Annotated in this window: 28 protein-coding genes; 3 read left to right on the plus strand and 25 right to left on the minus strand. The window is 68.9% G+C overall.

Translation table 11 applies throughout. The annotated features are described in order from the left end of the window. The 3 genes from rsfS to BN13_RS14790 form a co-directional block, all read right to left on the minus strand. Positions 1 to 333, minus strand: a 333-nt coding sequence (gene rsfS, locus BN13_RS14780) for a ribosome silencing factor (RefSeq protein ID WP_048549256.1), incomplete at its 3' end; no start/stop codon positions are given. Next, complete coding sequence (gene nadD, locus BN13_RS14785; RefSeq protein ID WP_407667898.1) at positions 320 to 952, minus strand: nicotinate-nucleotide adenylyltransferase; 633 nt, start codon at positions 950 to 952, stop codon at positions 320 to 322. The genes rsfS and nadD, both read right to left, overlap by 14 nt. Then, complete coding sequence (locus BN13_RS14790; RefSeq protein ID WP_048547999.1) at positions 949 to 1,158, minus strand: hypothetical protein; 210 nt, start codon at positions 1,156 to 1,158, stop codon at positions 949 to 951. The genes nadD and BN13_RS14790 overlap by 4 nt, the downstream gene beginning before the upstream one ends. Before the next feature lie 515 nt (positions 1,159 to 1,673). Between BN13_RS14790 and BN13_RS14795 the strand changes: the two genes are divergently transcribed. Then, the gene (locus BN13_RS14795) at positions 1,674 to 2,675 is read left to right on the plus strand and encodes a glycosyltransferase family 2 protein (RefSeq protein ID WP_048548000.1); all 1,002 of its coding nucleotides are present in this window, start codon (positions 1,674 to 1,676) and stop codon (positions 2,673 to 2,675) included. Here BN13_RS14795 and BN13_RS14800 read toward each other — a convergent pair whose 3' ends face one another. Both BN13_RS14800 and BN13_RS14805 read right to left on the minus strand, forming a co-directional pair. Then, positions 2,676 to 3,368 carry a class I SAM-dependent methyltransferase gene (locus tag BN13_RS14800; protein WP_048548001.1) on the minus strand — a complete coding sequence of 231 codons (693 nt, stop codon included), beginning with the start codon at positions 3,366 to 3,368 and terminating at the stop codon, positions 2,676 to 2,678. It abuts the gene before it with no gap. A 6-nt stretch (positions 3,369 to 3,374) separates the two neighbouring features. Next, positions 3,375 to 4,658, minus strand: coding sequence for a glutamate-5-semialdehyde dehydrogenase (locus tag BN13_RS14805; protein WP_048548002.1), 1,284 nt, complete (start codon positions 4,656 to 4,658; stop codon positions 3,375 to 3,377). 35 nt (positions 4,659 to 4,693) lie between these two features. Between BN13_RS14805 and pdxY the strand changes: the two genes are divergently transcribed. Next, positions 4,694 to 5,548: a pyridoxal kinase PdxY gene (pdxY, locus tag BN13_RS14810; protein ID WP_048549258.1), complete on the plus strand. Its 855-nt coding sequence runs from the start codon at positions 4,694 to 4,696 to the stop codon at positions 5,546 to 5,548. 75 nt (positions 5,549 to 5,623) lie between these two features. Here pdxY and BN13_RS14815 read toward each other — a convergent pair whose 3' ends face one another. From BN13_RS14815 to BN13_RS14845, 7 genes are all read right to left on the minus strand, one after another. Then, on the minus strand, positions 5,624 to 6,862 hold the full coding sequence (locus tag BN13_RS14815; RefSeq protein ID WP_084733795.1) for an MFS transporter: 1,239 nt from the start codon (positions 6,860 to 6,862) through the stop codon (positions 5,624 to 5,626). 219 nt (positions 6,863 to 7,081) lie between these two features. After that, positions 7,082 to 8,212 (minus strand): glutamate 5-kinase, encoded by a 1,131-nt coding sequence (gene proB, locus BN13_RS14820; RefSeq protein ID WP_048549260.1) that lies wholly within the window; start codon positions 8,210 to 8,212, stop codon positions 7,082 to 7,084. Positions 8,213 to 8,229: 17 nt separating this feature from the next. Beyond that, a complete protein-coding gene (gene obgE, locus BN13_RS14825) occupies positions 8,230 to 9,747 on the minus strand; it encodes a GTPase ObgE (RefSeq protein ID WP_048548004.1) in 1,518 nt (505 codons plus the stop codon). Positions 9,748 to 9,880: 133 nt separating this feature from the next. After that, on the minus strand, positions 9,881 to 10,147 hold the full coding sequence (gene rpmA / locus BN13_RS14830) for a 50S ribosomal protein L27 (protein ID WP_048548005.1): 267 nt from the start codon (positions 10,145 to 10,147) through the stop codon (positions 9,881 to 9,883). A gap of 28 nt (positions 10,148 to 10,175) precedes the next feature. Then, positions 10,176 to 10,484, minus strand: a complete 309-nt coding sequence (rplU, locus tag BN13_RS14835; protein WP_048548006.1) for a 50S ribosomal protein L21 — start codon at positions 10,482 to 10,484, stop codon at positions 10,176 to 10,178. Between the two features lie 155 nt (positions 10,485 to 10,639). Then, positions 10,640 to 13,816 (minus strand): Rne/Rng family ribonuclease, encoded by a 3,177-nt coding sequence (locus BN13_RS14840; RefSeq protein WP_053079809.1) that lies wholly within the window; start codon positions 13,814 to 13,816, stop codon positions 10,640 to 10,642. 135 nt (positions 13,817 to 13,951) lie between these two features. Beyond that, on the minus strand, positions 13,952 to 14,713 hold the full coding sequence (locus tag BN13_RS14845) for a TIGR03936 family radical SAM-associated protein (RefSeq protein ID WP_053079810.1): 762 nt from the start codon (positions 14,711 to 14,713) through the stop codon (positions 13,952 to 13,954). 35 nt (positions 14,714 to 14,748) lie between these two features. Here BN13_RS14845 and BN13_RS14850 point away from each other — a divergent pair, with 35 nt between their 5' ends. Beyond that, positions 14,749 to 16,116 carry a transaminase gene (locus BN13_RS14850; protein WP_048548008.1) on the plus strand — a complete coding sequence of 456 codons (1,368 nt, stop codon included), beginning with the start codon at positions 14,749 to 14,751 and terminating at the stop codon, positions 16,114 to 16,116. An 11-nt stretch (positions 16,117 to 16,127) separates the two neighbouring features. On the opposite strand, the gene BN13_RS14855 is transcribed toward BN13_RS14850, so the two are convergent. From BN13_RS14855 to rbfA, 13 genes are all read right to left on the minus strand, one after another. Next, a complete protein-coding gene (locus BN13_RS14855) occupies positions 16,128 to 16,592 on the minus strand; it encodes a GNAT family N-acetyltransferase (RefSeq protein WP_048548009.1) in 465 nt (154 codons plus the stop codon). A gap of 12 nt (positions 16,593 to 16,604) precedes the next feature. Then, positions 16,605 to 17,003 carry a TA system VapC family ribonuclease toxin gene (locus BN13_RS14860; protein WP_048548010.1) on the minus strand — a complete coding sequence of 133 codons (399 nt, stop codon included), beginning with the start codon at positions 17,001 to 17,003 and terminating at the stop codon, positions 16,605 to 16,607. After that, positions 17,000 to 17,233, minus strand: coding sequence for a hypothetical protein (locus BN13_RS14865; protein WP_048548011.1), 234 nt, complete (start codon positions 17,231 to 17,233; stop codon positions 17,000 to 17,002). Before BN13_RS14865 ends, BN13_RS14860 begins: the two co-directional genes overlap by 4 nt. A gap of 77 nt (positions 17,234 to 17,310) precedes the next feature. After that, positions 17,311 to 18,570 carry a DUF6895 family protein gene (locus BN13_RS14870; RefSeq protein ID WP_048548012.1) on the minus strand — a complete coding sequence of 420 codons (1,260 nt, stop codon included), beginning with the start codon at positions 18,568 to 18,570 and terminating at the stop codon, positions 17,311 to 17,313. Positions 18,571 to 18,575: 5 nt separating this feature from the next. Next, positions 18,576 to 18,818, minus strand: coding sequence for a hypothetical protein (locus BN13_RS14875; protein WP_048548013.1), 243 nt, complete (start codon positions 18,816 to 18,818; stop codon positions 18,576 to 18,578). 118 nt (positions 18,819 to 18,936) lie between these two features. Then, positions 18,937 to 19,440: an acyl-CoA thioesterase gene (locus BN13_RS14880; RefSeq protein WP_456152390.1), complete on the minus strand. Its 504-nt coding sequence runs from the start codon at positions 19,438 to 19,440 to the stop codon at positions 18,937 to 18,939. Further along, positions 19,424 to 19,558: a hotdog domain-containing protein gene (locus tag BN13_RS21025; protein WP_456152391.1), complete on the minus strand. Its 135-nt coding sequence runs from the start codon at positions 19,556 to 19,558 to the stop codon at positions 19,424 to 19,426. The genes BN13_RS14880 and BN13_RS21025 overlap by 17 nt, the downstream gene beginning before the upstream one ends. A gap of 148 nt (positions 19,559 to 19,706) precedes the next feature. Next, positions 19,707 to 20,060: a LysE family transporter gene (locus BN13_RS20460; protein ID WP_157038623.1), complete on the minus strand. Its 354-nt coding sequence runs from the start codon at positions 20,058 to 20,060 to the stop codon at positions 19,707 to 19,709. A gap of 416 nt (positions 20,061 to 20,476) precedes the next feature. Continuing rightward, positions 20,477 to 22,426 (minus strand): TIGR03960 family B12-binding radical SAM protein, encoded by a 1,950-nt coding sequence (locus tag BN13_RS14885; protein WP_048548014.1) that lies wholly within the window; start codon positions 22,424 to 22,426, stop codon positions 20,477 to 20,479. 119 nt (positions 22,427 to 22,545) lie between these two features. After that, entirely contained in the window at positions 22,546 to 24,387 is a 1,842-nt protein-coding gene (locus tag BN13_RS14890; protein WP_048548015.1) for an AMP-dependent synthetase/ligase, read from the minus strand. A 155-nt stretch (positions 24,388 to 24,542) separates the two neighbouring features. Continuing rightward, positions 24,543 to 25,490: a bifunctional riboflavin kinase/FAD synthetase gene (locus BN13_RS14895; RefSeq protein WP_048548016.1), complete on the minus strand. Its 948-nt coding sequence runs from the start codon at positions 25,488 to 25,490 to the stop codon at positions 24,543 to 24,545. A gap of 9 nt (positions 25,491 to 25,499) precedes the next feature. Next, complete coding sequence (gene truB / locus BN13_RS14900; protein WP_048548017.1) at positions 25,500 to 26,435, minus strand: tRNA pseudouridine(55) synthase TruB; 936 nt, start codon at positions 26,433 to 26,435, stop codon at positions 25,500 to 25,502. 7 nt (positions 26,436 to 26,442) lie between these two features. Further along, entirely contained in the window at positions 26,443 to 26,901 is a 459-nt protein-coding gene (gene rbfA / locus BN13_RS14905) for a 30S ribosome-binding factor RbfA (RefSeq protein ID WP_048548018.1), read from the minus strand. Positions 26,902 to 26,978 lie beyond the last annotated feature (77 nt).

Below are 26,978 nucleotides of genomic sequence, written 5' to 3' on the forward strand. Positions count from 1 at the left end.
GCTCTCCCGCCACAGGCGTTCGAGGTCGTAGAAGTTGCGCTCGTCCTCGTGGAAGACGTGGACCACGATGTCGCCGAAGTCGAGCAACACCCAGCGGCCTTCGCGGTTGCCTTCTCGGCGCAGCACCTTGGCACCGGCGAGCCGGACGCGTTCTTCGACTTCGTCGACGATCGAGGCGACCTGGCGCTCACTCTCGGCCGACACAATCACAAAGATGTCGGACAGCGGCAGCGCTCCGCTGACGTCGATGCCCACGATGGTGGTCGCGATCTTGTCGGCGGCCGCCTCGGCGGCGGCGCGCGCCAAGCCCTTGGCGCAGTCAGTGGCTGGCACGGGACTCCTCTACGGCATACAGCTGATGTTTGTTGATGTATTGAACGACGCCATCGGGGACGAGATACCAGACGGGTTCGCCGTCACCGACCCGGTCGCGGCAGTCGGTGGAACTGATCGCCATGGCCGGCACCTCTTGCAGATGAACGCGGTCGGCGGGAAGACCGTCCTCCGTGAGGACGTAGCCAGGTCGCGTCACCCCGATGAACTGGGCCAGCTCGAACAGCTCCTCCGCGTCCTTCCAGGACAGGATCTGGGCCAGCGCGTCCGCGCCGGTGATGAAGAAAAGCTCGGCCTCGGGATGCTGCGTCCGCAGGTCCCGCAATGTGTCGATGGTGTAGGTCGGGCCGTCGCGGTCGATGTCGACACGACTCACGGTGAACCGGGGGTTGGAGGCGGTCGCCACCACCGTCATCAAATAACGATCCTCGGCATTGCTGACTTGCCGATCGGCCTTCTGCCACGGCTGGCCCGTCGGCACGAAGACGACTTCGTCGAGTTCGAACAGTGACTGCACCTCGCTGGCCGCCACCAGGTGGCCGTGATGGATGGGGTCGAAGGTGCCGCCCATGACCCCGAGCCGACGCACCGGTCGGCGTGAGGTGGTGCTGGGGGTCAGTGGTGTCCCCCGTGACCCTGCTGACCTGCGCCGTGCTGGCCCTTCGGCTGGCCGAGCTTGGCCGCGGTGCCGCGGAAGGCCCACGTGACCGCCAGCAGCAGAGCGAAGGCGATCAGGGCGATCACGGCATACATATAGGCCGGCATGGGCAACTCGCGCAGGTGCTCCTCGCCCTCGGCGGCCAGCATGGTCAGGCTCATCGACATGCCGCCAACCTTAGCGCCCCGGCCGCGGGCGTGGCGCCGCGGCCGAGAGACGCGCTCGGCAAGCACCGCGACCGGCGTGTCATCCACGGGTTTCACCCACAGGGCTGTGCACAGCGCGGCCCTCAGGCTCAGCGGTTGTTGACAGTCGGTGGATCGCGCGACCGCTCATCGATATGGCCCCGCGGGCTCGTTGCACGGACACGGCTCAGCGGCTTAAATGGCACGCGCCGATCCTTGATCGGCAGCAGTCGGCCCGGCCGAGAAAACGGGGCGTGTCCGATCCTTCGGGGTTGGCCTGGCAGTGCCAGTCCGCGGGGTTCGCGCGGAACCGCCACGCGACTCCCTGGGCTGCCCGGTGTCAGGGACTTCGGTGTCACACCGGCCGGCCAGCGCCCCCTGGCTTCCGGAGTCGCCCGCGCGATGTCCGGACCTGACAGTCGACGCGGGCCCTTCGCGCCTCATACCGCGAAGGGCCTGCGTCGATCCTGGGCCGGACTCCGCATACCCTGTGCCCTGTGTCGGCGGCCCCACCTCCCGTGCTGAGCATCGTCGTGCCGATGTTCAACGAGGAAAGCGTGCTGCCGTTGTTCGTGGCGCGGTTGCGACCGGTGGCGGACGGGCTCGGGGTGACCTACGAAGTCGTCGCCGTGGACGATGGCTCGACCGATGGCACGGCGATCGGCCTGCAGCGAGAGCGGCGCGGTTGGGAGCAGTTGCGGGTGGTGCGCCTGCGCGCGAACGCGGGCCATCAGGCGGCGATCTCGGCCGGGCTCATGCGGGCGCGTGGTGATTTCGTGGTCACGCTCGACGCCGACCTCCAGGACCCGCCCGAGACGATCGCGCCGATGCTCGCCGCCGCCCGGGAGCAGGGCGTCGATGTCGTGTATGGGGTGCGCTCCGATCGCTCGTCGGACTCCCGTTTCAAGCGGGGCACCGCCCGCGCCTTCTATCGCACGATGGGTCGCCTCGCCGGCACCTCGGCCCAGGCCGACGCGGGCGACTTCCGACTGATGTCCCGGGCGACTGTCGAGGCCGTCAACGCCCTTCCTGAGTATGGCCGTGTGCTCCGGTTCGTCGTCCCGGCGCTCGGCTTTCCCTCGGAGACGGTGGAGTACCGCCGCGCGGAGCGCGCCGCGGGAACCTCGAAGTATCCGTTCACCAAAATGCTGCGCCTGAGCGTCGACAGCTTGACGGCGTTCTCGCTGGCGCCGTTGCGCTTCGCGACCCTGCTGGGTCTGCTCGGCGGCCTCGCCGCAGTGGCGCTGCTCGTCTATGCCCTGGTAGCCAAGGCGACGGGCCAGGTCGTGGCCGGGTGGACGTCGACCGTGGTCATCGTGGCCGGGATGGGCGCGGTGCAGTTGCTCGCGCTCGGGATCCTCGGCGAATACGTCGGCCGGTTGTATGCCGCGTCCCAGGCCCGCCCGTCGTATTACGTCGCGTACGACTCGGCTGCCACGGGTTCCACAGTTGAGGCGGGCGCGGATCCGGAATCTGCCTCCCGATCCGGAGAGTCCTGATCAGCGGGGCCGAGCGGTCACCATCAGGGTCACGCCTGGCAGGGCTTTGACGGGCAGATAGCGCTCTGCGGTCACGATCGCCCGCAGGCCCGCGTTGACGATGCGCGGGAGTGCTTCGAGGTCACTGCCGGTGCTGGTGCGCCGGCGCAGCTGGACCGTCGGGCGGAGCAACACATTCCACGACCACAGGTCGGTGATCTGGAATCCGTTGCGCACCAACAGATCTGTGAGCGTCGTCTTGGTGTAGCGGCGCACATGATCGACCGCCACATCGTGCGCGGACCACAGCTTCGGGTCGCACGGGACGGCGATGAGGAAGGTCCCGTCCGGGCCGAGCACCCGGCGAACGTCGCGGACGGCGGCATCGTGGTCGGGGATGTGTTCCAGCACGTCATACGCGACGACGAGGTCGAGGGAGTCGGTGGCGATAGGCAGCGCCGTCGCATCGGCGCGCAGCACGTCGAGCCCGCGCTCTTTGCCGACCTGGGCGCCTTCCGCGCCATACTCCAGCGCCATGACCGACCAGCCCGCGGCGGCGAGGACACGGGAGTTGCCGCCGCCGGCGGCGCCGATGTCGAGGGCCCTGCCGGGCGGCATACCGGCGACCGAACGGGCGAGCAGGTGGCGGCGCTCGGCATACCACCAGTGCGTGTCTTCAAGCTCGGTAAGCTTGCGAACTTCCTTGTCGTGCATGCGAACTCAGGCCCGCACGTGTCCGTCGCCCTCGACGATCCACTTGGTCGTCGTGAGCTCGGGCAGGGCCATCGGGCCGCGGGCGTGCAGCTTCTGGGTGGAGATGCCGATCTCGGCGCCGAAGCCGAATTCGCCGCCATCGGTGAACCGGGTGGACGCATTGACCATGACGGCCGCGGCGTCGACCTCGGCGGTCCAGCGGCGGGCGGCGGCGCGGTCTTCGGTGACGATGGCCTCGGTGTGGCCGGACCCGAACGCGCGCACGTGATCCAGCGCCGCGTCGAGGGAGTCGACGACTCCGACGCTCATCTCCAGCCCGTGGAACTCGGTCGCGAAGTCCTCGTCGGTCGCGATCGCGAAGGGGACCCCCGCAACGTCGGCGATGGCGCTCGCGCGCTCGTCCGTATGCAGGACCACCCCCGCCCCCGCGAGCTCGGTGAGCGCCTTGGGCAGGAAGTCGCCGGCCACCTTGTCGTGGACCAGCAACGACTCGGCGGCATTGCAGACCGACGGGCGGTGCGTCTTGGAGTTGATGGTGATGGCGAGGGCCTTGTCGAGATCGGCGGCGGCATCGACATACACATGGCAGTTGCCGATGCCGGTCTCGATGACGGGCACCGTGGAGTTGAGGACGACGGAGTTGATCAGGTCCGCTCCCCCGCGCGGGATGAGCAGGTCGACCAGGCCGCGGGCGGTCATCAGGGCGCGGACGGCATCGTGGCCGCCGCCATCGAGCAGGCCGATCGCGTCGGGGTTGATGCCTTGTGCGGCAAGGGATTCGCGCATGACGGCGACCAGGACGCGGTTGGAGGAGGCCGCCGCCGAGCCACCGCGCAGGATAACGGCGTTGCCGGACTTCAGGCCGAGTCCGGCGGCGTCGACGGTGACATTGGGGCGCGCTTCGTAGATCATCCCGACGACGCCCATCGGCACGCGGACCTGGCGGATCTGCAGGCCGTTGGCCAGCGTCGAGCCGCGGACGATCTCGCCCACCGGGTCGGGAAGAGCGGCGATATCGCGGACGGCGTCGGCGATCGCGGCGATCCGCGCCGGGGTGAGGCTGAGGCGGTCCTGAAGACTGGCCGGCATACCCCCGTCACGCCCGCGCTGCAGGTCCTCGGCATTGGCCGTGGCGATCCGCTCGGTGGCGGCGTCGAGGGCGTCGGCGAGGGCGCGCAGGACCTCGTCCTTGCGGGCACGGGAGAGCAGGGCCAGTTCGCGGGCGGCGACCCGCGACTTCCCGGCCAGGTCGGCGACGGTGGCGATCGCCTCGGGGGAGATGCTCGACATACGTCCAAGGGTAGGCGGTGCGCGACAATGGCCCGGTGACCACCATCGTTTCCATCCAGTCGGCCGTCGCCTACGGCCATGTCGGCAACTCGGCCGCCGTCTTCCCGCTGCAGCGGCTCGGGGTGGAGGTGTGGCCGGTCTATACGGTCAACTTCTCCAACCACACGGGGTATGGCGCGTGGCGCGGCCCGCTCATCCCCGCCGACGATGTGCGCGAGGTCATCACGGGCATGGAGGAACGCGAGGCCTTCGGCGAGGTCGATGCGGTGCTGTCTGGCTATCAGGGTGGAACGCAGATCGGGGACGTGATCCTCGATGCGGTGGCTCGGGTCAAGGCGGCGAATCCGTCGGCGATCTATGCGTGCGACCCGGTGATGGGCAATGCGAAGTCGGGCTGCTTCGTCCACCCGGACATTCCGATCCTCTTGCGGGAGAAGGTCGTTCCGGCCGCCGACCTGATCACGCCGAATCAGTTCGAGTTGGGCTTCTTGACTGGGACCGAGCCGGAGTCGTTGGAGTCCACGCTCGCGGCGGTCGATGCGGCCCGGGCGATGGGGCCGTCGACCGTGCTCGTCACGAGCGTGCTGCGCCCCGACCGGCCCGAGGGCACGATCGAGATGCTGGCGGTGCACGGCGACGAGGCCTGGATCGTGCAGACGCCGCAGTTGCCGATGAAGGCCAATGGTTCCGGGGATGTGACGGCGGCGCTGTTCACAGCGCACCTGCTGGAGTCCGGCCGCCCCGACGAGGCGCTGGCCAAGACGGTGTCGTCGGTCTATGCGCTTTTGAAGCGGACGCTGGAGTCCGGACGCCGCGAGCTGCAGTTGGTCCAGAGCCAGGAGGAGATCGCCCACCCGGCCTGCGAGTTCACGCCGACCCGCGCTCGGTGAGGGTTCGGCTGGGGTTTGGCCAACTCAGCACAACGTGGCCAACTGCGGACAAACTTGCTAGGTGTCCACTGTTGACTAACTGCTGCTAGCAGCAGTTCCTTGGGGGTGCCCCGCGTCCACCCGACGCGCGAGGGGGACGGTAGCCAGAGCGGCGAGTATGCCGACCACCACCGTCAACGTGATGGGCTGGGCGGTCAGGTGGTCGGCTTCGGCCGCGACGAGCGCGCCGCCCAAGGCCGTCGCTGCGGCGACACCGACGGCCACGGCGATGGTTCGGGCGGCGAGGTATTTCCCCAGTTCCTCCCCTGGCACCAGGACCGTCAGGTGCACGGACAAGGTGGTGTTGATCAGCCCCATGCCGGTGGCCGACAGCGCGAAGGCCACCAGGGCCGGGGCGAGCGGGATCAGGTCCAGCGCGAGCAGCAGCGGACCTAATCCACCCACAGCCATGAGCGCCATGGCCAGCGCCGAGATCCGGCCGGGTGAGTAGCGTCGGCGCAGAGCGTCGCGGGACGAGATGTTTGAACCCAGTGCCCAGAACACCCCCGTGATCGACAAGCTGAGCCCAGCGATGGCGGCGCTCTGCCCGCGCACGGTCGCCAGCAACAGGGGCAGGAGGCTACCGATGCCGGTGAACGCGACGCTGAGCGTCAGCACCGTGAGGATCAGAGCGGGCGCCCCCCGCTCCGCTCGCAGCGTCCCGGTGGGCAGCACGTGCGTCAGGCGGGCGGCGACCACGATGGCCGCGCCGACGGCCGCGCCGATCGGCAACCAACTGCCCGACGCCCCCGCCGAGACACCCCAGGTCAGCACCGCGATGGCGCTTGCCACGATGGCCGCAGCGCGAATCGTCGCCCACTCCTGCGTCGTCCAGGGCCGCTGCTCCCGGCCCTGCGCGAGTCGGATTGCGGGAAGCAACGCCGGGATCGCCAGCCCGAGCAGCAGCAGCGGCAACAGGAACGCCGCGCGCCACCCAACCCAGTCCGTGATCGCCCCGGCGATCGCCGGCCCGAGCATCGACGGCAGAATCCACGCCGTCGAGAAGGCCGCGAAGACCTTGGCCCGCAAGGATTCTGGGAGCAGGTCCGCGATGAGCACGACGAGTGAGATGTCGAGAAGCCCCTCCCCCACGCCGGACAGCGCCCGAGCGGCGACGAGCACCTCCATGGTCGGCGCCAACCCGCACCCGATCTGCGCCAAGGCGAGGGCGAACAGCGAGCCGATCAGGGTCCGTCGCGGCCCGATGTGGTCGGTCCACGCCCCCGCGAGCGCCGACGCGAATAGGAAGGTCGCGGCCGGCAGCGCTGTCGCCAGGCCAAACTAGCGCAGGCCGTCGAGCTCGGTGGCCGGTGACATGTCGCCATTCTCAGTAGCGGGTCCGGCACTCACGAAATCCCGAACGGCCGGGCCGCCTCCCCAGCGGCCCCCGCCCCCGGACGCAATAACCTGGCGCGGACGCAATAGCTATTGCGTCAGCGCCAGGTTATTGCGTCCGCGCCAGGTTATTGCGTCCGCGCAGGAAAGCGTGCCGGGTCAGCGGATGACGAGGTTATCGCGGTGGATGACCTCGCGCTCATACTCCGGCCCCAAGGCCCGAGCGAGTTCACGGGTGGACCGCCCCAGCAACTGCGGCAACTCCGACGCGTCGTAGCTCACTAACCCCCGAGCGAAGACTGACCCGTCGGGGCCGGCGACGTCCACCGGGTCACCGTCCACGAAGGACCCGGCAACAGCGGTGATTCCGGCCGGCAGCAACGACTTTCGCCGCTCCACCAACGCCGCCACCGCACCGGCGTCCACCGTCAGGGTGCCCCGCGGGGTCGTCGCGTGGGCAATCCACAGCTTGCGGCTCCCCCGGCCCCCAGCACCCGGCAAGAACACCGTGCCGACGTCCTCGCCGGCCAGCGCCGACCCGACCGCGGTCGCCGCGCACAACACGGCCGTCACCCCCGCCGAGTTGGCGATGGCCGCAGCCTCGATCTTGGTCGCCATCCCGCCGGTCCCGACCATCGAGCCAGTACCACCGATCCGCACCGACTCCAGATCCGCGAGCGAGCGGATGAGCGGGATGCGGGAGGTGCCGGGCTCGCTCGGCGGACCGTCATACAAACCGTCAACATCGGTAAGCAGCACCAAACTATGTGCGGCAACGAGATGAGAGACGAGCGCGGCGAGCCGATCGTTGTCGCCGAACCGGATCTCGTGCGTCGCCACGGTGTCGTTCTCGTTGATGATCGGCACGATCCCGAGGTCAAGCAGGCGATCCAGCGTGCGCCGCGCGTTGGTGTAGTGCGAGCGGCGGGTCACATCGTCCGCCGTCAACAGCACCTGCCCCACCGTCAACCCGTATGCCGCGAACGCGCCCGTGTAGGCCGCCAACAGGGCCCCTTGTCCCACCGAGGCCGCGGCTTGCTGGGTGGCCAAGTCCCGGGGGCGGCGCACCAACCCCAGCGGCCCGATGCCGGCCGCGATGGCGCCGGACGACACGAGCACCACCTGATCACCGGTCAACCGACGATTCGCCAAGGCCGCGACCAGGGCCTCGATCCTCTCGGGATCAAGGCGCCGGCCGCCGTCCATCGTCAGTGACGAGGACCCGACCTTGACCACGATGCGCCCGGGACCGACGATGCGCTCGCGGGCCTGCGCGGCAGGCTCGACCATGACCACGAGCCAGGCCCTCAGTCGTCCGTTGCGGGGTCGCTCCAGTGCCCCGCGCGGCGCTCGTCGGCGAGCTCTTCGCGGACCGCCGTCACGGCGTCCTTGCGCGCGTGGAACTCGGCGCGGCGCTCGTGGTTGGTGCGGCGGTGGCGGTCCTCGAAGCGAGCGTCCGTGCCGCGACCGCCGAGAAGCTCAGCGCCCCCGACCATCGTCGGCTCCCAATCGAAGACCACGGCGTTGTCGACCGGGCCGATCAGCACGGTCGAGCCGGAGACCGCGCCGGCCTTCAGCAGCGCCTCTTCGACTCCAGCGCGCTGCAGCCGGTCGGCGAGGTAGCCAACGGCCTCGTCGTTGTTGAAGTCGGTCTGGCGAACCCACCGGGTCGTGCGCTCGCCGACGACGCGGAAGACGGTCTCGCCGTCTTGCTCCTCGCGAATGACCTCGTAACCCTTCTCATCGACCGCCTTGGGGCGCAACACGATTCGCTGCGGGATGATCTCGGCGGCAATCTCTGCGCGTGCGGCTTCAACGGCCCGCGCCATCGCGAAGGTCAACTCCCGAAGTCCAATGTGCGCGACTGCGGAGACGACGAACACCTCCATACCGCGCGCGCGCAAGTCGGGCTCGACCAGCTCGGCGAGCTCACGCGCCTCGGGCACGTCAGCCTTATTGAGCACCACCATCCGAAGGCGTTCGGTCAGCGGACGTCCACCCAGAGTCCCGCTCGGCAAATAGGCGGCAAGCTCTGCCTCGATGACCTCGAGATCCGTGAGGGGATCACGGCCGGGCTCGAGCGTGGCGCAGTCGATCACATGGACGAGGACCGAGCACCGCTCGACGTGCCGCAGGAACTCCAGGCCAAGGCCCCGCCCCTCGGATGCCCCGGGGATCAGCCCCGGCACATCCGCCACGGTGAAGCGCATCTCCCCCGCCGTGACGACGCCCAGGTTGGGCACCAGCGTGGTGAACGGATAGTCCGCGATTTTCGGTCGCGCCGCAGAGATAACCGACACGAGCGAGGACTTGCCGGCCGACGGGAAGCCGATCAGCGCGACGTCGGCGAGTGACTTCAACTCCAGAACGACGTCGACCGACTCACCCGGCTCCCCGAGGAGCGCAAAGCCGGGAGCCTTGCGGCGGGGTGACGCAATTGCCTTGTTGCCCAGCCCACCTCGGCCGCCGCGCGCGATCGTCACGCTCGCCCCAGCACCGACGAGGTCGGCGATGATCTCCCCCGAGCGCGTCGTGACCACGGTGCCATCAGGCACCGGCAGAACCAGCGGCTCGCCATTAGCGCCATTGCGCTCGTCACCCGCGCCCTGCTTGCCGTTGTCGGCGCTGCGGTGCGGGCTGCGGTGGTAGTCGATCAGGGTGGTCGACTGCGGGTCGACGACGAGGATGACGTCCCCGCCATGGCCGCCGTTGCCGCCGTCCGGACCGCCGAGCGGCTTGAACTTCTCCCGCCGGATGGACGCGATGCCGTGGCCGCCGTCGCCGGCGCTCGCGTGCAGCACGACGCGATCGACGAAGGTGGTCATCGGTGTCTCCCTACATCAGAGGCGGAGGTCGGCCGGGCACAGGACCCGACCAAAAACATGAGTGCGGGGTGAGCCGGTCTCGGCTCACCCCGCGCACCCGTGCGTATGCCGCGCGCGCGGCATACCGGGGAGGTCACTTCGCGGCCGCGGCCACCGGGACGATGTTGACGACGCGGCGACCGCGCTTGGTGCCGAACTCGACGTGGCCCGCGGTCAGCGCGAACAGCGTGTCGTCGCCACCTCGACCCACATTGTCACCGGGGTGGAAGTGGGTGCCGCGCTGGCGAACGATGATCTCGCCGCCACCGACGAGCTGGCCGCCGTAGCGCTTGACGCCGAGCCGCTGCGCATTCGAGTCACGACCGTTGCGGGTCGAGGATGCGCCCTTCTTGTGTGCCATCTCAGATAGTCCTTCGTGCGCTCGTGGATCAGGCGTTGATCGCGGTGATCTTGACCTGGGTCAGGTGCTGGCGGTGACCCTGACGCTTCCGGTAGCCGGTCTTGTTCTTGAACTTCATGATCGTGATCTTGGGGCCCTTGGCCGGGCCGACGACCTCGGCCTTGACCGACACGCTGGCAAGCTTGCCCGCGTCGCTGGTCACGGTGGCGCCATCCACGAGCAGGAGGGGCTGGAGGTCAACGCTGTCACCGGCCTTCGCCGAGACCTTGTCGATGAGCAGCACATCGCCGACAGACACCTTCTCCTGGCGGCCACCAGCGCGAACGATCGCGTACACGTAGAACTCTCTTCCTCTGCAATGGGGGAACGCACTCTGAACCGGCCGATAGCTACCCCGCTCGCGGGACATCAACTCGGTGGGCGCACCGAAGGACTAGCCTACCGCAGCGGGCCCGTGCCACCAAAAGCCGGCAGCTGGTGGGCACCGCGTCGTCAGGCGTTGTCGCCGCCGCCCGCGCGCGGGGGTCCGGCCGGGGAGGTCGCCCGTCCCCGACGACGCCGAGGACTCCCGCCCGAGCGGGGTTGGGACATGCTTTGACCGTATGCCGCGGCCTCCCCCTCCGCCGACTCCGGCTCGCTGCCGTCGTCGTCGGCTTCCGGGGCGCTGACCTCGGAGTCCTCGCCGCCTGGCTCAAGATCGGCGGTGACGGCCGCGGTCTCCTCGGTTTCCGAGCCTGCGGTTTCCGATCCTGCGAATCCCGAGCCCGAGGATTCCTTTGTCTTGGTTTCCGAGCCTTCGGCGTCGGCGGCCTCGGTTTCCGAGCTCAGAGTCTCAGCGGCTCCTGCCACGGGCGAGCCCTCGGTCTCGGCGATGCCGACTCCGGCCTCGATCGGCTCAGTCACCGCCTTGGCCTCGACTGCAGGCGCGCTTGACGTCTCGTCCTCGGGAACCGGGAGTTCCTGGCGGTTCTGGCTCTTGACCGCCGCCGCATGCGCCGCGGCGGCGATCTGTGCCGCGGTCGGGCCGCCGCGGGCGGGAACCGGCGCCTCCTCGGTGGCGACGCGGTCGGTGTTGCGGTCCTCGTCCTGCTGGCGGCCACGCCTCGATCGGCTTCCGGACGAGCGCCCGGTCGAGCCGGATCCCCCCTGACCGGAATAGGCTCCGGACGAGTGGTTGCCGGACCCGTGGCTGCCGGAGCCGTGGGTGCCGGAGCCGTAGGTGCCGGAGCCGTGGTTGCCCGTGTCGAACGCGCCGGAGCCGCCGTCGACCCCCTTGTCGACCGGGTGGCTGCGCACCAACACGCCGCGACCGTCGCAGTGATCGCAGATCTCGGAGAACACTTCCAGGAGACCGGAAGCCACGCGCTTGCGGGTCATCTGGACGAGCCCGAGGCTGGTGACCTCGGCGACCTGGTGCTTGGTCCGGTCGCGACCGAGGCATTCCAGCAGGCGCCGCACCACGAGGTCGCGGTTGGATTCCAGCACCATGTCGATGAAGTCGATGACGATGATGCCGCCGATGTCACGCAGCCGAAGCTGGCGCACGATCTCCTCGGCGGCTTCGAGGTTGTTCTTGGTGACGGTCTCTTCGAGGTTGCCGCCGGAGCCGACGAACTTGCCGGTGTTGACGTCGACGACGGTCATCGCCTCGGTCCGGTCGATGACCAGCGATCCACCAGAGGGCAAGAACACCTTGCGGTCGAGTGCCTTGGCAAGTTGCTCGTCGATGCGGTGCGCGGTGAAGATGTCCTGCTCGCCGGTCCACTTCGTCATCCGGGCGGCCAGGTCGGGGGCCACATCCTCGACGTAGTCGCTGATCTCGGTCCACACGTCATCACCGGAGACGACCAACGAGGTGAAGTCCTCGTTGAAGACGTCCCGGATGACGCGCACCGTGAGGTCGGGCTCGGCATACAACAGGGTTGGGGCGTTGGAGCCCTTGCGCCCGGTCTTGCCAGCGGAGGCGGTGTTGATCCGCTCCCACTTCTTGGCCAGGCGCTCGACGTCGCGACGCAACTCCTCCTCGCTTGCGCCCTCGGCCGCGGTGCGCACGATGACGCCGGCGTCGGCGGGCACGATCTCCTTGAGAATCGACTTGAGCCGGTTGCGTTCGGTGTCGGGCAGCTTGCGCGAGATACCGGTCATCGAGCCCTGCGGCACATAGACGAGGTAGCGACCCGGGAGCGAGATCTGCGAGGTCAGCCGGGCGCCCTTGTGCCCGATCGGATCCTTGGTGACCTGGACCAGCACCGACTCACCGGAACTGAGCACATTCTCGATGCGCTTCGGCTCGCCGCTGACGAGGCCGGCGACATCCCAGTTGACTTCACCGGCATACAGCACGGCGTTGCGCCCGCGGCCGATGTCGACGAAGGCCGCCTCCATCGAGGGAAGGACGTTCTGGACGCGCCCGAGATAGACATTGCCCGCCAGCGACACATTGGTTGTCCGCGAGACGTAGTGCTCGACGAGGATGCCGTCCTCCAGCACGCCGATCTGAGTGCGCCCGTCGAGGCGACGGACGACCATGACACGCTCGACGCTCTCGCGGCGGGCCAGGAACTCTTTCTCGGTGATGATCGTGCGGCGGCGACCGGCCTCGCGGCCTTCGCGGCGGCGCATCTTCTTGGCTTCGAGCCGGGTCGAGCCTTTGACCGCCTGTGGCTCGTCGCGGCGCGCCTCGCGCACTCGCGTGACGGTGCCGGGCGGGTCGTCACTCTCGCCGGCGCCCGCACCACGCCGACGGCGACGGCGCCGGCGGGCTGTGGATGAGTCATCGCCGTCCTGCTCGACCTCGGACTCCTCGTCGTCGCTGTCGCGCTCTGCGTTGTCGTCGCTGGACGCCTCGCCCGCGGGTGCGTCGTCACCCGTACGCGCACGGCGGCCACGGCCGCCGCGGCGGCGACGGCTGCGATTGGGAGCCCCGCCCTCGGCATTGCCCTCATCGGACTCGGCCGCCTGCGTGTCGTCGGCATCGGCTGGTTCGTCGATCGGCTCGGCGGTCTCCGGCGTGGGCGCGGGGGCAGGGCGGACCGCGGCTGAGCCTGCCGGCCGACTGGCCCGGCGGGGGGCAGCCGCCTGCGGCGCCTGGAACAACAGCCCGAAGGCCGGGGCCAGCGGAGCCGGACCCACAGTGGTGTCCTCGGCGTCGGTGTTCTCGGTGTCGGTGTCCTCGCCGTCCACCTCATCACCAGCCTCGGTCGCCTCTTCCGACTCGGTTGGCTCTTCCGACTCGGTCGCGGCGTCAGAGGCAACCAGTTCTTGGTGGGAGCCGGACTGTTCCTCGGCTGCGCCTTCCGGGACCTGAAGCAGGTCGAACAACCCGGAATCGGGCGCCGCAGCCTGCTTCTTGGCCGCCTTTGCGGCGGACTTCTTGCGCGGCGCTGCCTTGGCCGCGCGCTTGGCCTTGGTGGGTGCAGGTTCATCAACGGCCACGTCGGCCGCCGGCTCGTCACCGGCCGCTTCCGCAGCACCGGCTGCTACGGCGTCCGGGCCGGTCGCGGGGGCAGCCGTCGCCTTCGTGGCCCGCCGGGCGCGCTTCCGCGGAGCCGGACTGTCAATTGCGGGGCTGTCGATTGCAGGCCTGTCGACTGCGGGGACGCCGCATGCCGCCGGGGAGCCGGCCGAATTGTCGTCGGATCCGGCGCCGGGTTCGAAGTTGTCCGTCATGGAACGGCCTCTCTGGCCACGTGGCGAATCGGCCACGCCCGGCCAGTGGATAGGCCCGAATCGCCGTGTGGGACACGGTCGAGTCGTGGCGGCCGAGGCCGCCCCGGAAGTCTTGGTCTCCGCGACGGGCTCGCGCTAGGGCGCGTCACCTGGGGCGGCGGCGGCGATCTTGTCGGCGGCCAGTGGATCGGTCACCTGCGCTGCGTCGGGATCCCACGGACCTTGGGCGAGCCGAACCACCCGGGGGGTGCTCGGTGCCTCGAAGCGGGCAACCTGACGAAGCGCTGTCAAGACGTCGTCGGGGCGTACGGCGGGCGTGGCATGCCGGACGACCAGCGCCATTATCGCACACCCCTCCCCGGCGCGGACCTCGGCACGAAGGAGTGCCGGAAGGATGTCGAACGTCTTCTCCCCCGTCTTGAAGAGGCGGGTGACGGGGGCCGTGTCGGCGGCGCGCACCATACGAATTGCATCTGCGAGGTCATCCGCACCGACCCCCGGGAAAGCGACCTCCCACTCACTCGCCTCCAAGAGATCGTTGAGGCTGCTCCCGCTCGCGGGCACGACATCGAGGATGTCGAGGCCCTCGGGCAGAGCCGAGTCGAGGTCGGCGCGGACTCGCTCCGGATCGCACTGGCGAGTCAAGGCGATCTCGAAGTACTCGGCCTCGCTCAACATCCCGGTCGGGGCGCCCCCGGCATACGAAATGCGCGGGTGCGGGTGGAAGCCCGCGCTGAACGCCATCGGGACCTCGGCCCGGCGCAGGGCGCGTTCCAGCGCGCGAGCGAAGTCGCGCGTGGAACTGAAGCGCATCCGCCCGCGGCGGGCATAGCGAATACGCAACCGCTGAACCGGTGGGGCGGGCGGCGGACCGTCGGGGGTGCGTGGGGAGGCCATCGCGCCGAAGAATATCCCGCCCCTATGGTGTGCGCATGGTGCCGATCGACCGCTCCCGCCTCGCTGCCCTCCTGGCCGACGAACAAGCCGCCTACGCGGCCGCCAACCCCCGCTCGCAGGAGTTGTATGCCGCGGCCGGCAACCTCTTCGGCCGCGTCCCGATGACGTGGATGAACAAATGGTCCGGTGGTTTCCCCCTCTATCTCGACCACGCCCGCGGGGCGCGGATCACCGATGTCGACGGCCATACCTATGTGGATTTCGCCCTCGGCGACACCGCGGCGATGGCCGGGCACTCTCCCGAGGCGACGATCAAAGCGGTGGCCACACGGTATGCCGATCAGGGCGGCGCGACGACGATGCTCCCCACCGCGGATGCTCAGTGGGTCGGGGCCGAGTTGACGGCACGTTTCCGTATGCCGCTGTGGAGCTTCAGTCTTTCGGCGACGGATGCGAACCGCTGGGCCATCCGGCTGGCGCGCCTGGCGACCGGGCGGCCGAAGATTCTCGTATTCGGCTACAGCTATCACGGCTCGGTCGACGAGGCCTTCGCGCTCGCCGGGCCGGACGGGTCGACGATCTCGCGGCCCGGCAACGTTGCGCCGCCGGTGCCGGTGGACCTGACGACTCGGGCGGCGGTGTGGAATGACCTGGCCTCCGTCGAGGCAGCGTTGCAGCACGAGGATGTCGCGGCGATTCTCACGGAGCCGGCGCTGACCAATATCGGGATCGTGCTGCCCGAGCCGGGCTTCATGGCTGGGCTGCGCGAGTTGGCCACGCGTTATGGCGCGTTGCTGATGATCGATGAGACCCACACCTTCTCCGCGGGCTGGGGTGGCGCGACGACAGCGTGGGGGTTGGAGCCGGACATCTTCGTCATTGGGAAGTCGATCGGCGGCGGAATCTCTTGCGGCGCTTACGGATTGAGTGAGTCGGTCGCGGGGGCGGTGACGCGGCATACGTCCTCTGGGGAGGCCGACATCATCGATGTCGGCGGTGTCGGCGGGACCCTGGCCGGCAACGCACTCTCCCTGGCGGCCATGCGGGCGACGCTCGGGGAGGTGCTGACGCCGGAGGCCTTCGAGCGGATGATCGCGCTGGCGACCCGCTTCACCGAGGGGGTTGAGGCGTCCCTGGCAGAGTTCGGGCTGCCCTGGTCGATCGCGCAATTGGGAGCCCGGGCGGAGTACCGCTTCGTCTCCCCCGCCCCGCGCACCGGCGAGGAGGCGGCCGCCGCGGCCGACGACGAGTTGGACGCCTACATGCACCTGGCCATGTGCAACCGGGGCATCCTGATGACGCCCTTCCACAACATGGCCCTGATGTGCCCGGACACGACCGCCGAGGATGTTGATCGGCATACAGCCGCCTTCCGCGAGGCGGTCGCCGCCCTGCGCAGCTGAGCCCGCGGAGCCTAAATCGGCGGGTCGAGGTCGAGGCGCATCAGGTCGTGCGCCGCGCGCATGCCGACCGATTCATAGAGCGATATCGACATCGGGCTAGGAGCCAGCACGATGCGGACCATGCCTTCGGCGCGGGCCCAGGCCACGGCATACGCCATCAGATCGGTGGCGATCCCACGCCGCCGGAAATCCGGATCGACCCACATATTCGCGACATAGTTCCAGCGTTGTGGGGTCCTCTCGGGCTTCGCAATCCGGGTGAAGATCGCGGCATTCACCATGCCCACGGCATACCCATCGACGCGGGCCAGCCAGCCCACCCGATTCTCAGCCGTCCACCACGCGCGCAGGGCGTCCACGAAATCCGTTGCGGGCTGCTGGTTTTCGCCGGTCGACCAGTGCCCGCGCAGGCGCGCGACATCGAGCAGATCCTCGTCCTTGATTAGCCCAACCGTATGCCGCCCGCTCCCCTGCATCTGGCCACCCTGTCACGCGGGCAGCGCCGGGATCAGTAGCGTTCCCGATTGCGCGGCGAGCGGTTCGTCGAGAGTTGCCAGAACGCCACCGCGAGCGATGGCTAACGAGCGCAGATAGGCATCGGTGACCTGACGATGCCCGGTCACGTGCGCCAGGTCGGCGCCATCGAAGGCCAGCTCATCCGCCCAGAAATCGTGGCCGGGCGTCGCTGCCAAAGCAACGAGCCACCGTCGAGCGTCCGTCGCTGAGGCCCCGGAGCGCAGGAGGAAGCGCACCACGGCTCCTTGCGTGATGGGGCAGGTGGCGAACCCCGCGACAGTGGCCAACCAGCGATCGCAGCGCGCGTGGTGGACATGCTCCTGCACCGCCAAGGCAATGAAAACGTTGGCGTCGAGGAGGTAGGTCGTCACTCGTCGTCCAACGCGGCCGCAACGTCATCGCTCGTGATCGGGCCGCCCCCCAGGGAGATCGTCGGGAACCGCGAGTGGCCAGATGGGGTGACCATAAGCGGCTCGCCGGACGCCGCGAGGCCGCGGATCGTCAACTCCGCGATCACCGCGGACAGGGACTGACCGCGCGATGCGGCGAGCTCGCGTGCGCGCTGGTGCACCGATTCAGGCAGGTCCACCGTCGTTCGCATGATCGCATCATATCTGCATCATGGTGATGCACGGCAGAGCAGCGAACCAGCGGTCCGTCAGCGAGCGTGGTCCGCGATCAGCGCGCGAGGGCAGCCACGACGAGATCAAGCCACTGCTCCGCCGCCCGCTGCCACGGCCCGGGCGGGAGCCCGGCCACCCGCGCTTGTTGCAATGCCGCGTGGACGGCGCGGGCGTCGGGCGGGTCGCCCAGCGCGCGAGAGATGTCGATATCGCTCACCAGGCCAGCGAGTTCACGCCGCTGGTCCTCCCCGAGCCGGTCGTATGCCGCCCGCCACCCACCCCACTCCCTCACCTCACCGAGCGGCCGGGCAGGCAGACCGCCCGGGTCGGCCCGGTACGTCGCCAGCGGCGCGGAGTAGGTCGCGGCCGTGGCGCAGAGCATGCCCATCACGAGTGCCGTGTGATAGGACATTGCCCGCGCATAGCGCCGACGTTCTTGTCCCACAAGCGAATCCAACACAACGGCATTGAGGTTGCCGCAGGGCAAAACGCCATGCCGGTCCTCCGCTTCGGCCAGCACCGCGAACGCGAAGCCCGCCCCCGGCGTCCACGCCATCCGCAATTCAGGCCAACCCATGAGCAGCTCGGCGCACAGGTCGTAATCCTCCCGATCGAGCGAGCGCACCAGCAGCGCCTCGACATCGGCGGCGATCTCCTCGACGGGTCGTTGGCAGGCCACCCCGCTCCGCGCGCCGAAGTCGGTGACGTACATCAGCAGGTGGGTCACGCCATACGCCTCCTCGCGCGAATCAATCGCGAGATTGAGCGGTCGGGAGAGCATGTTCCACCCACCGCTGGCTGGCGTGGTCAGTGCCCACAGGCGCGCCACCCAATCCCGCTCCGCGAGAACGGTTCCGGGCTCATCCAGCGCGTGCGACAGCACACGATCAGCGAATGGCCTTGCGCGAGAATTGAACTCGTCGTCCGGAAGGCCCATCTTCGTCAGCAGAACGTGTGGCACGGCCCGTTTGAAGACGCGATGCGGCCGCAGCGCCAGGTCCGCGAGCGCCTCCGGCGTGCGGACCGCCGTCGCGATTGAGCGCGCCAAATCCATTGCCGCAGAATGGGTGTCGGCATCAGGGACGCGGGAAGCGGCATACGCGAGCATGGCCGCCTCGGCGAGGATCTTCTCGGGACCGAAGCCCAAGGCAGGCCGCCCCGAGCAGGAGTAGCCCGCCTCACCGAAATCCGCCACAGCCGCCGCGACCACGGTGATGGCGTTTCGGACCCGGCGCTGCAGGTCGGCAGCCGGCCAGAGCGAGGTGGGCACCTCACTCTGGCCGAACTGCCGCGGCGTCGCGGTCCTCGCGGACATCGGTGTCACTGTTCGGTAGTCACCTCAAGCACGGGCGCGATGTCCCGCCCCCGGATGATGCGCTCGAGCATCTCCGCCGGCAAGACACACGCGAGAGTGTTGATCCTGCCGAACAGCACGCCGTGGAGACCGTCGTCCTTGTGGGCGTCGGCGCCGAGTGAGGCGACAAAGGCTCCGATGCGGTCGAAGTCGATCGCGCCGGACTCGAGGAATCGCACCGAGATGTCGTCGTGGGTCGTGCCAGGCATGAGCTGCCCCCTTCGTGAGGCCGTTACCGGCCATGGACGGCCGGACGGTCGCCCGGCTCACCACGTATGAGGACCGGGCCGGTGCCGGTGATACGTCCGGGACCTCGACAGCCTCGCCTTAGTTGCCGTGGCGGGCGCGGATGGCGCTGAGTTCCAGGGCGTGGGCGTCCAAGGCACGATCCTCGTCCGTGACGGGGAGCCAGGGGGTGACCGGTTCCGCCTTCCGCGCCTCGTCAATCGTGACAAAAACGGTGCGGCAGTAGGTGGTCAGCTCCATCTCCCCGGTCGCCGGGTCGCCGGAGCGGACGTGGACACCGATGTGCATGGACGTCCGTCCCGTATGCAGCAGCCGCGCCTCCACCTCCACCAGGTGACCGATCCGCAGCGGCCGATAGAACCGAACGCCGCCGGTGAAGATCGCGACATTGTGAGCATCGCCGGTCCATGAGGTCGCGAGCACGTGCGACGCCTCGTCGATCCACCGCATGACGATGCCGCCGTGCACCTTGCCACCCCAGTTGACATCGGTCGGCGCGGCCAGGAAGCGCATGGTGATCCGCGGCGCGGTCCCGGCTTCGGAGAAGACGACCTCCTGCATCGCCTCCTCAATCTCGCGTCGCACCACCGCCGACCTCGACCGGGCGCGTGAAGCGCACATTCCCGACATATGCCGTCACGGCATACGTGCCGCTCCACCGGGCCACCGCGGCATACCCGGCCTTGTCGATCCACTCCAGCAAGCCAAGGAGGCTTACACAAGACCTTGCCGGCCGACACCGATCCGGACTGGCCCGCATCGGTTGGCGCGGCGAGGAAACGCAACGTGGTGCCCTGGTGGTGGCCCGGACCGTTCATGACCTCACGCTATCGAGCGCGCCCCACGCACCGTCAGGAGTGGCCGAGCAGAGTGGCCCCGAGGCCGACAAAGACGGCCCCAAGAACCCGATCGATCCCCGTCCGGGCGCGATCTGAGGCCCGCACCACCACCGCACTGCTCGTCGCGAGCGCGGTCAGCGCGAACCACGCCCCCGCCAACGCCAGCATGGACGCCATCACCTCGACCCGCAGGGCCGCGTCCGGCGATGGCGGCAACAGGCTCGCCAGAAGGGCGCCGAAGAAGACCAGCGCCTTCGGGGTTCGCCAGATTCGTCGCCAACCCCAGTCGGTATGCCGCGATCCCGCTCCGCGTCCGCCTCGCCTGATCCTGGCTCGCCGAGGCCGCAGCCGAGCTGTGCCGCGAATGCCAGAGAATCATCAAGCTGTAGCCGACCAACACAACGGCGCCGACAACGCGCAGGACGACCTAATGCCCCGCGTGCGCCGCGAGCACCGCACCGATCCCCGTGATCGCGAGCAGGATCCAGCAAGCGATCCCGCTGACGACACCGGCCCCGACCAGGAGGGCGTGAGCGTGTCTGCCCGGCGGGCGCGGACGTCGTCATCACTCGCGGCGAGGACTGCGAGTTCGAGTTCTCCGAGCGTCACGACCGACAGCGCGACCCGGTCTGGCAAGGGGCCGAGCGGTCGCCCGGCTTCGGAGGCAATGAAGATGCTCGTATCGAGCAATCCTGATGTCACAACTCGGCCAGTGTCTGGCCAGCCAGCTCATCCAGGTCACGGCGCAGGTCAGCATCTGCCCACGGGTTGCGGACCGCGCCTCACACCACGGTCAGCGGCAACAACTGCTTCCCCGTGGGCCCGATCTGGATATGCGTGCCCAACTGCGGACACACGCCACAGTCGAAGCACGGCGTCCACCGGCAGTCCTCCTGCTCCTGCTCATCCAGCGCGTCCTGCCAGTCGGCCCAGAGCCATTCCTTGTCGAGCCCGGAGTCGATGTGATCCCAGGGCAGGACCTCGCTCTCGCCGCGCTCGCGCGTGGTGAACCAGTCCACATCCACGCCGTATGCCGCGAGCTCGCCTTCCGCCGCCGCCATCCACGCGTCGTACGAGAAGTACTCCCGCCAGCCATCAAAACGGCCACCATCGCGCCAGACGCGCTCGATCACCCGGCCCACCCGGCGATCGCCCCGCGAGAGCAGGCCTTCGACAATCCCCGGCTGGCCGTCGTGATAGCGAAAGCCGATCGCGCTCGCATACTTGCGGTCGGCGCGGATGGCCTCGCGCAGCTTCGCCAACCGCGCGTCCGTCGCCTCGGCCCCGAGCTGGGCCGCCCACTGGAATGGCGTGTGCGGCTTGGGCACGAAGCCGCCGATGGAGACGGTGCAGCGAATATCGCGGCGACCGCTCACCCGGCGGCCGGTGTCGATGACCTTCTTGGCGAGGTCGGCGATTTGCAGCACGTCTTCGTCGGTCTCGGTCGGCAGGCCGCACATGAAATAGAGCTTCACCTGACGCCAGCCCGCGCCATAGGCCGCGGCAACGGTGTCGATCAGGTCCTGCTCGCTGACCATCTTGTTGATGACCTTGCGCAGCCGCTCGCTGCCCCCCTCCGGCGCAAACGTCAGCCCGGAGCGGCGCCCGTTGCGGGTCAGCTCGTTGGCGAGATCGATATTGAAGGCGTCGACGCGGGTGGAGGGCAGCGACAGCCCGACCTGCTCCCCCTCATACCGATCCGCCAGGCCCTTGGCAATCGCCCCGATCTCGGAGTGGTCCGCGCTCGACAGCGACAGGAGCCCGACCTCCTCGAAACCTGTTGCGGCCAAACCGCGTTCGACCATCTCCCCGACGCCGGTGATGGTGCGTTCGCGCACCGGACGCGTGATCATCCCGGCCTGGCAGAAGCGGCACCCGCGGGTGCAGCCGCGGAAGATCTCGACGCTCATCCGCTCGTGCACAGCCTCGGCTAGCGGCACCAACGGCTGCTTGGGATAGGGCCACTCGTCGAGGTCCATGACGGTGTTCTTGGCGATACGCCACGGCACCCCGGACTCGATCGGGGCGACCCGACGGATGCGGCCGTCCGGCAGATAGGAGACGTCATAGAAGCTCGGGACATAGACATTGCCCGTGCGCGCCAACCGCCGCAGCAACTCCTCCCGGCCACCCGGCTGACCGGCCGCCTTCCAGTCTGCGATGACGTCGGTGACCTGCAAGACGGCCTGCTCGCCGTCGCCGACGATCGCCGCGTCGATGAAGTCCGCAATCGGCTCGGGGTTGAAAGCCGCGTGGCCCCCGACGATGACGAGCGGCTCGTCGATCCCCCGATCGCGCGCGTGGAGGGCGATGCCGGCGAGATCGAGCGCATTGAGGAAGTTGGTGTAGCCGAGCTCAGTCGAGAACGAGATGCCGAAGACGTCGAAGTCGCGCACACTGCGGTGCCCGTCGACGGTGAACTGTGGCAGCCCCGTCGACCGCAGCGCCTCCTCCATGTCCGGCCACACGGCATACGTCCGCTCGGCCAGCGCATCGGGACGCTCGTTGAGAACTTCGTAGAGGATCATGACGCCCTGATTGGGCAGCCCGATCTCGTAGGCATCGGGATACATCAGCGCCCAGCGGACGGTGAGTTCCTCGCCCGCCGGCCCGACGCCGCCGACATTCCAGTCCTTGATGGTGGAGTTGAGTTCGCCGCCGACATATTGGATCGGCTTGCGAACGCGCTCCAGCAACGGCTCAAGCTCGTGGAACAGGGACTGACCAGACATCCCGCAAGCCTACGTGCCGCACGACCCTCCCCCAACGTCACGAGGCTCCCCCCAACGTATGGTGCGGTGCCCCGAATCGGGAGCACCGCACCATACGAGGAGCTTGACTGGGCCAGTCGTCAGGCGTAGAACGCGTCCAAGTCCTTGGCGAACTTGTCCTGGACGACCTTGCGCTTCATCTTCAGGCTCGGCGTGAGCTCGCCACCGTCGACGGTGAAGTCGGAGCCGAGGATGCTGAACTTCTTGACCTGCTCCCAGCGGTTGAGGCTGCCATTGAGCTGCTCGATGTAGCCCTGGACCATGTCGTGCGCCTGCGCCGACGTCACGATCTCCTCGTAGGACTTCTCGCCCAGGCCATTGGCGGCGGCCCACGGCTTGATCGCCTCAGCGTCGAGGGTCACCAGCGCGGAGACGAAGTTGCGGTTGTTGCCGTGCACCAGGATCTGGCTGACATACGGGCAGAGCGCCTTGAAGCTGGCTTCGAGCTGCGACGGCGCGACGTACTTGCCGTTGGAGGTCTTGAAGAGGTCCTTCTTGCGGTCGGTGATCTTGAGGTAGCCGTTGGCATCCAGCTCACCGATGTCGCCGGTGTGGAACCAGCCGTCGTCGTCGAGCACCTCGGCCGTGGCCTCGGGGTTGTTGTGGTAGCCCGACATGATGCCTTCGCCGCGCAGCAGGATCTCGCCGTCCTCGGCGATGCGGGTCTCCAGGCCCGGCAGCGGCCAACCGACCGAACCGATCTTGAAGTTCTCCAACCGATTGACGTATGCCGCGGAGCTCGTTTCAGTCAGGCCGTATCCCTCGGCCACGGGCAGGCCCACGGAGTGGAACCACTTCGCGATCTCGTAGTTGAGGGCTGCCGAGCCGGAGATGAAGAAGCGGATGTTGCCGCCGAAGCGGTTGCGCACGGTCGACAGGACGAGCTTGTCGGCGAGGCGGTGCTGGGCGGCGAGCGCGACGCCCGGCTTCTGCCCGGCGATCTCCAGGTCGGAGATCTTGGCACCGACGCCGGTGGCCCAGTTGAACAGCTTGAGCTTGGCGCCGCCCTCCTTCTGCATCATCAACGAGACGTTGCCGTGGACCTTCTCGAAGATGCGGGGCACGGCCGCCATGAAGGTCGGCTTCACCTTGGGGAGGTTCTCGACGATCTTGTCGATGCGGCCGTCGATGACGGTCGGGAAGCCGACCTGCAGCGGAATCGTCAGGAGCTGCTTGCCGAAGACGTGGGCCAGCGGCAGCCAGAGGTACTGCAGGTCGTCCTCCTGCAGGATCTTGATCGCGCCCGTCGCGGCGCCCTGGTAGGTCCAGGTCTTGTGCAGCAGCCGCACGCCCTTAGGCCGACCGGTGGTGCCAGAGGTGTAGATGATCGTGGCCAGGTGGTCGGACTCGATCGAGTCGATGCGCGCGTCGACGGCGCCCGGCTCCTCGGCGAGCAGCGCGCGGCCGGCGTCTTCGAGCTCCGCCAGGCTCATGACCCAGTCGCCGTCGCCCTCACCGTCGAAGACGATGACCTTGCGGACGTCGGGGATGGTGTCGCGGATGCTGCGGAGCTTCTCGACCTGGGTCGCGTCCTCGGCGAACGCTGCGACGCTGCCGGAGTCGGCGAGGATGAACGCGACGTCGTCGGCGATGGTGGTCGGATAGATCGTCGTCGTGGTCGTGCCCGCGCACATATTGGCCAGGTCGGCCAACGCCCACTCGTAGCGGGTGCCGGAGGCGAGCGCCACCCGGTCCTCGCTCTGCACGCCGAGGCTGATCAGCCCCGCGGCCATCGGGTAGACCCGGTCCTGCACCTCCGCCCAGGTGACCTTGGCGTAGTCGTCGCCGGTCGGGTACCAGTAGGCGACGCGGTTGGGGGTCTTTTGAACGCGACTGCGGAAGAGGTGACCGACGCTCTGGGCGCGGTCGGCGAGCATCTTCTCGTCGATCTTCTCGGAGGCGGGGGTGGCGGTGGTGGGCATCGTCGTCCACTCTTTCAAGCGTCGGGAGGGCGGGTTGTCGGGAATGGTCTAGCAGGCAGGGTTACGGGCGGGCAGGGTTAAGTGGCATGGTGCCATGCCCGGGGTGGGCAAGTCACGTGGGAAGGGTCACAAGTCAAGCACGTCACACCGACTGGCTACTCCAAGATGGCGCGGGCCTTCGCGACGTCCGCGGACATCGCCTCCAGCAGGTCGTCGATCGAGGCGAACTTCAAGGTCGGGCGGATGTGTTCGACGAAGTCGATGGCCACCTCCTCGCCATACAGGTCGAGATCGGTGCGGTCCAAGCAGTAGGCCTCCACGGTCCGCTCGGTCCCCTCGAAGGTGGGATTGGTGCCCACCGAGATCGCGGCGGGCAGGCGCCGGTCCACCGCCTCCGGGGGGAGGTCGAGCCGAGTCAGCCACCCGGCATACACACCGTCGGCGGGGACCACGCCCCGGGACCGGCGCTCCAGGTTGGCGGTCGGGTAGCCGAGTTCGCGGCCGCGGTGGAAGCCGTGGACGACCGTGCCCACGACGCGGTGGGCGCGGCCGAGAACGGCGGCCGCGTCGGCCACCTCGCCGGCGCGCAGGTGGGCGCGGACGGCACTGGAGGACCAGCGCTGGTCGTCGCCGAGGTCGGGCAGGACGACGACCTCGAAGCCGTGGTCCGCCCCGAGTTGCCGGATCAGGTCGACGTCGCCGGTGTAACCAACTCCGAAGCCCTTGGTGTCCGCGCCGACCACGAGCGCCTGCACACCCAGCCCGCGCACGAAGGTGGAGAGGATGAAGTCCTCCGCGCTTTGCTGCGCGTAGTCCCAGGTGAACGGGATCACGAGCAATCCGTCGATCCCGGTCTCGGCGAGCAGGTCCTCGTGCAGCGGACCGGGGCTGATGAGTTCGGGCGCGCGCTCGGGGTGCAGGACTCGCACCGGGTGCGGATCAAAAGTCACTACGACACTGGGTATGCCGCGCCGCTCCCCCTCCGCCCGCACGCGCGCGATCACGGCCTGGTGACCGCGGTGGACGCCGTCGAAGTTGCCGAAGGTCGCGACGCACGGGTTGAGTTGCGGCGGCGTGTGCGCGGCATCGGTCCATCGGAGCACTGCCACAGCCTACGAACTCGCCGGGGTGAAGACGACCTGGGCACGCGCCGTCGCGCGGCTCTCATCGAGCATCGCGACCAGGCGCCCGTCGGGACCGACGGCCGCGACGACCTCGCCGCGACCGGGTTCGGCGGACGGGATGCGCCTCCCGAACGAGATCTCCCGGGCCTCCTCCTGCGTGAGCGAGCGCCGCGCGAAGCCGACTGCGGTCTCAGCCAAGGGAAGTATGGGGAGCCCCTCCCCCGCGTCCGCCGCCCCGGTGAGCGCCTCCAAAGTGGTGCAGTCGGCGATATCGAACCGCCCGACGCGGGTGCGCCGCAGAGCCGTCAGGTGGCCGCCGCAGCCGAGCGCGGCGCCGAGGTCGCGGGCGAGGGCACGGACATACGTGCCGGACGACACCTCCACGTGCACATCGACGTCGAGCATCGGCACGCCATCGACGACGACCGGGCGCTGCTGCTGGATCGTGAACTGCGAGACCGTGACTGGGCGAGGGGCGAGGACGACGTCTTCGCCGCCGCGGACCCGCGCATAGGCGCGCTGCCCGTCGATCTTGATGGCGCTGACGGCGGACGGAACCTGCTGGATGTCACCGGTGAGGCCGGCCACAGCAGCGGCGAGGTCACCCTCGGAGAAATTGACCGCAGCGGTGGCGGTGATCTCGCCCTCAGCATCGTCGGTGACGGTGGTGGCGCCGAGGCGGATGGTCGCGCCATACGCCTTGTCACAGCCGACGAGGAAGGTCAGCAGACGAGTGGCGCGGCCGATCCCGAGCACGAGGACGCCCGTGGCCATCGGATCGAGGGTGCCGGCGTGCCCGACTTTGCGCGTTGCGGCGAGGTGGCGCGTCTTGGCGACAACGTCGTGGCTGGTCCAGCCGGCCGGCTTGTCCAACAGGAGCAGACCGTCGGGGGCCGGATCGCGGCGGGCGCGATCGGCGCTCACCGACCGCTCACGAGCGAACGCTTTCGGCGTCGACGTCGTCGTTCTCGTCCTCGTCGTGCTTATAAGGGTCGGCGTCGCCGGCATAGACCGCGCCGGCGGCGCTCGCCGCGACTTGGGCGTCATGCTCGCGGGCGACCTTGAGCAGATCGTCGAGGTGCGCCGCGCTGTCGGGCAACGCATCCGGGATGAACTCCAAGGTCGGCGTGAGGCGGATGCCGAGGTGCTTGCCGACGAGGCTGCGCAGCCGCCCGGTGTTGGCGGTGAGCAGGCGGGCGGTGCGGGCGGCCTGGTCGTCGTCGCCGAAGACGGTGTAGAAGACGGAGGCGTGCTGCAAATCCCCCGTCACGCGCACGTCGGTGATGGTGAGGAAGCCGAGATCAGGGTCTTTGATGACGCTCTGCAGGTTCTCGGCGATCACGTCCTTGATGCGTTCGGCGACCTTGCGGGCGCGACCGGTATCGGCCATGACGTTCCTCCTCACGAGGGGCGGGATGGGGTTCGATCAGCCTATGTCAGCGGTCGCCACCCCCGCCCCCCCCCCCC

It is taken from the genome of Nostocoides jenkinsii Ben 74 (genome assembly GCF_001046875.1).
Classification (GTDB): domain Bacteria; phylum Actinomycetota; class Actinomycetes; order Actinomycetales; family Dermatophilaceae; genus Nostocoides_A; species Nostocoides_A jenkinsii.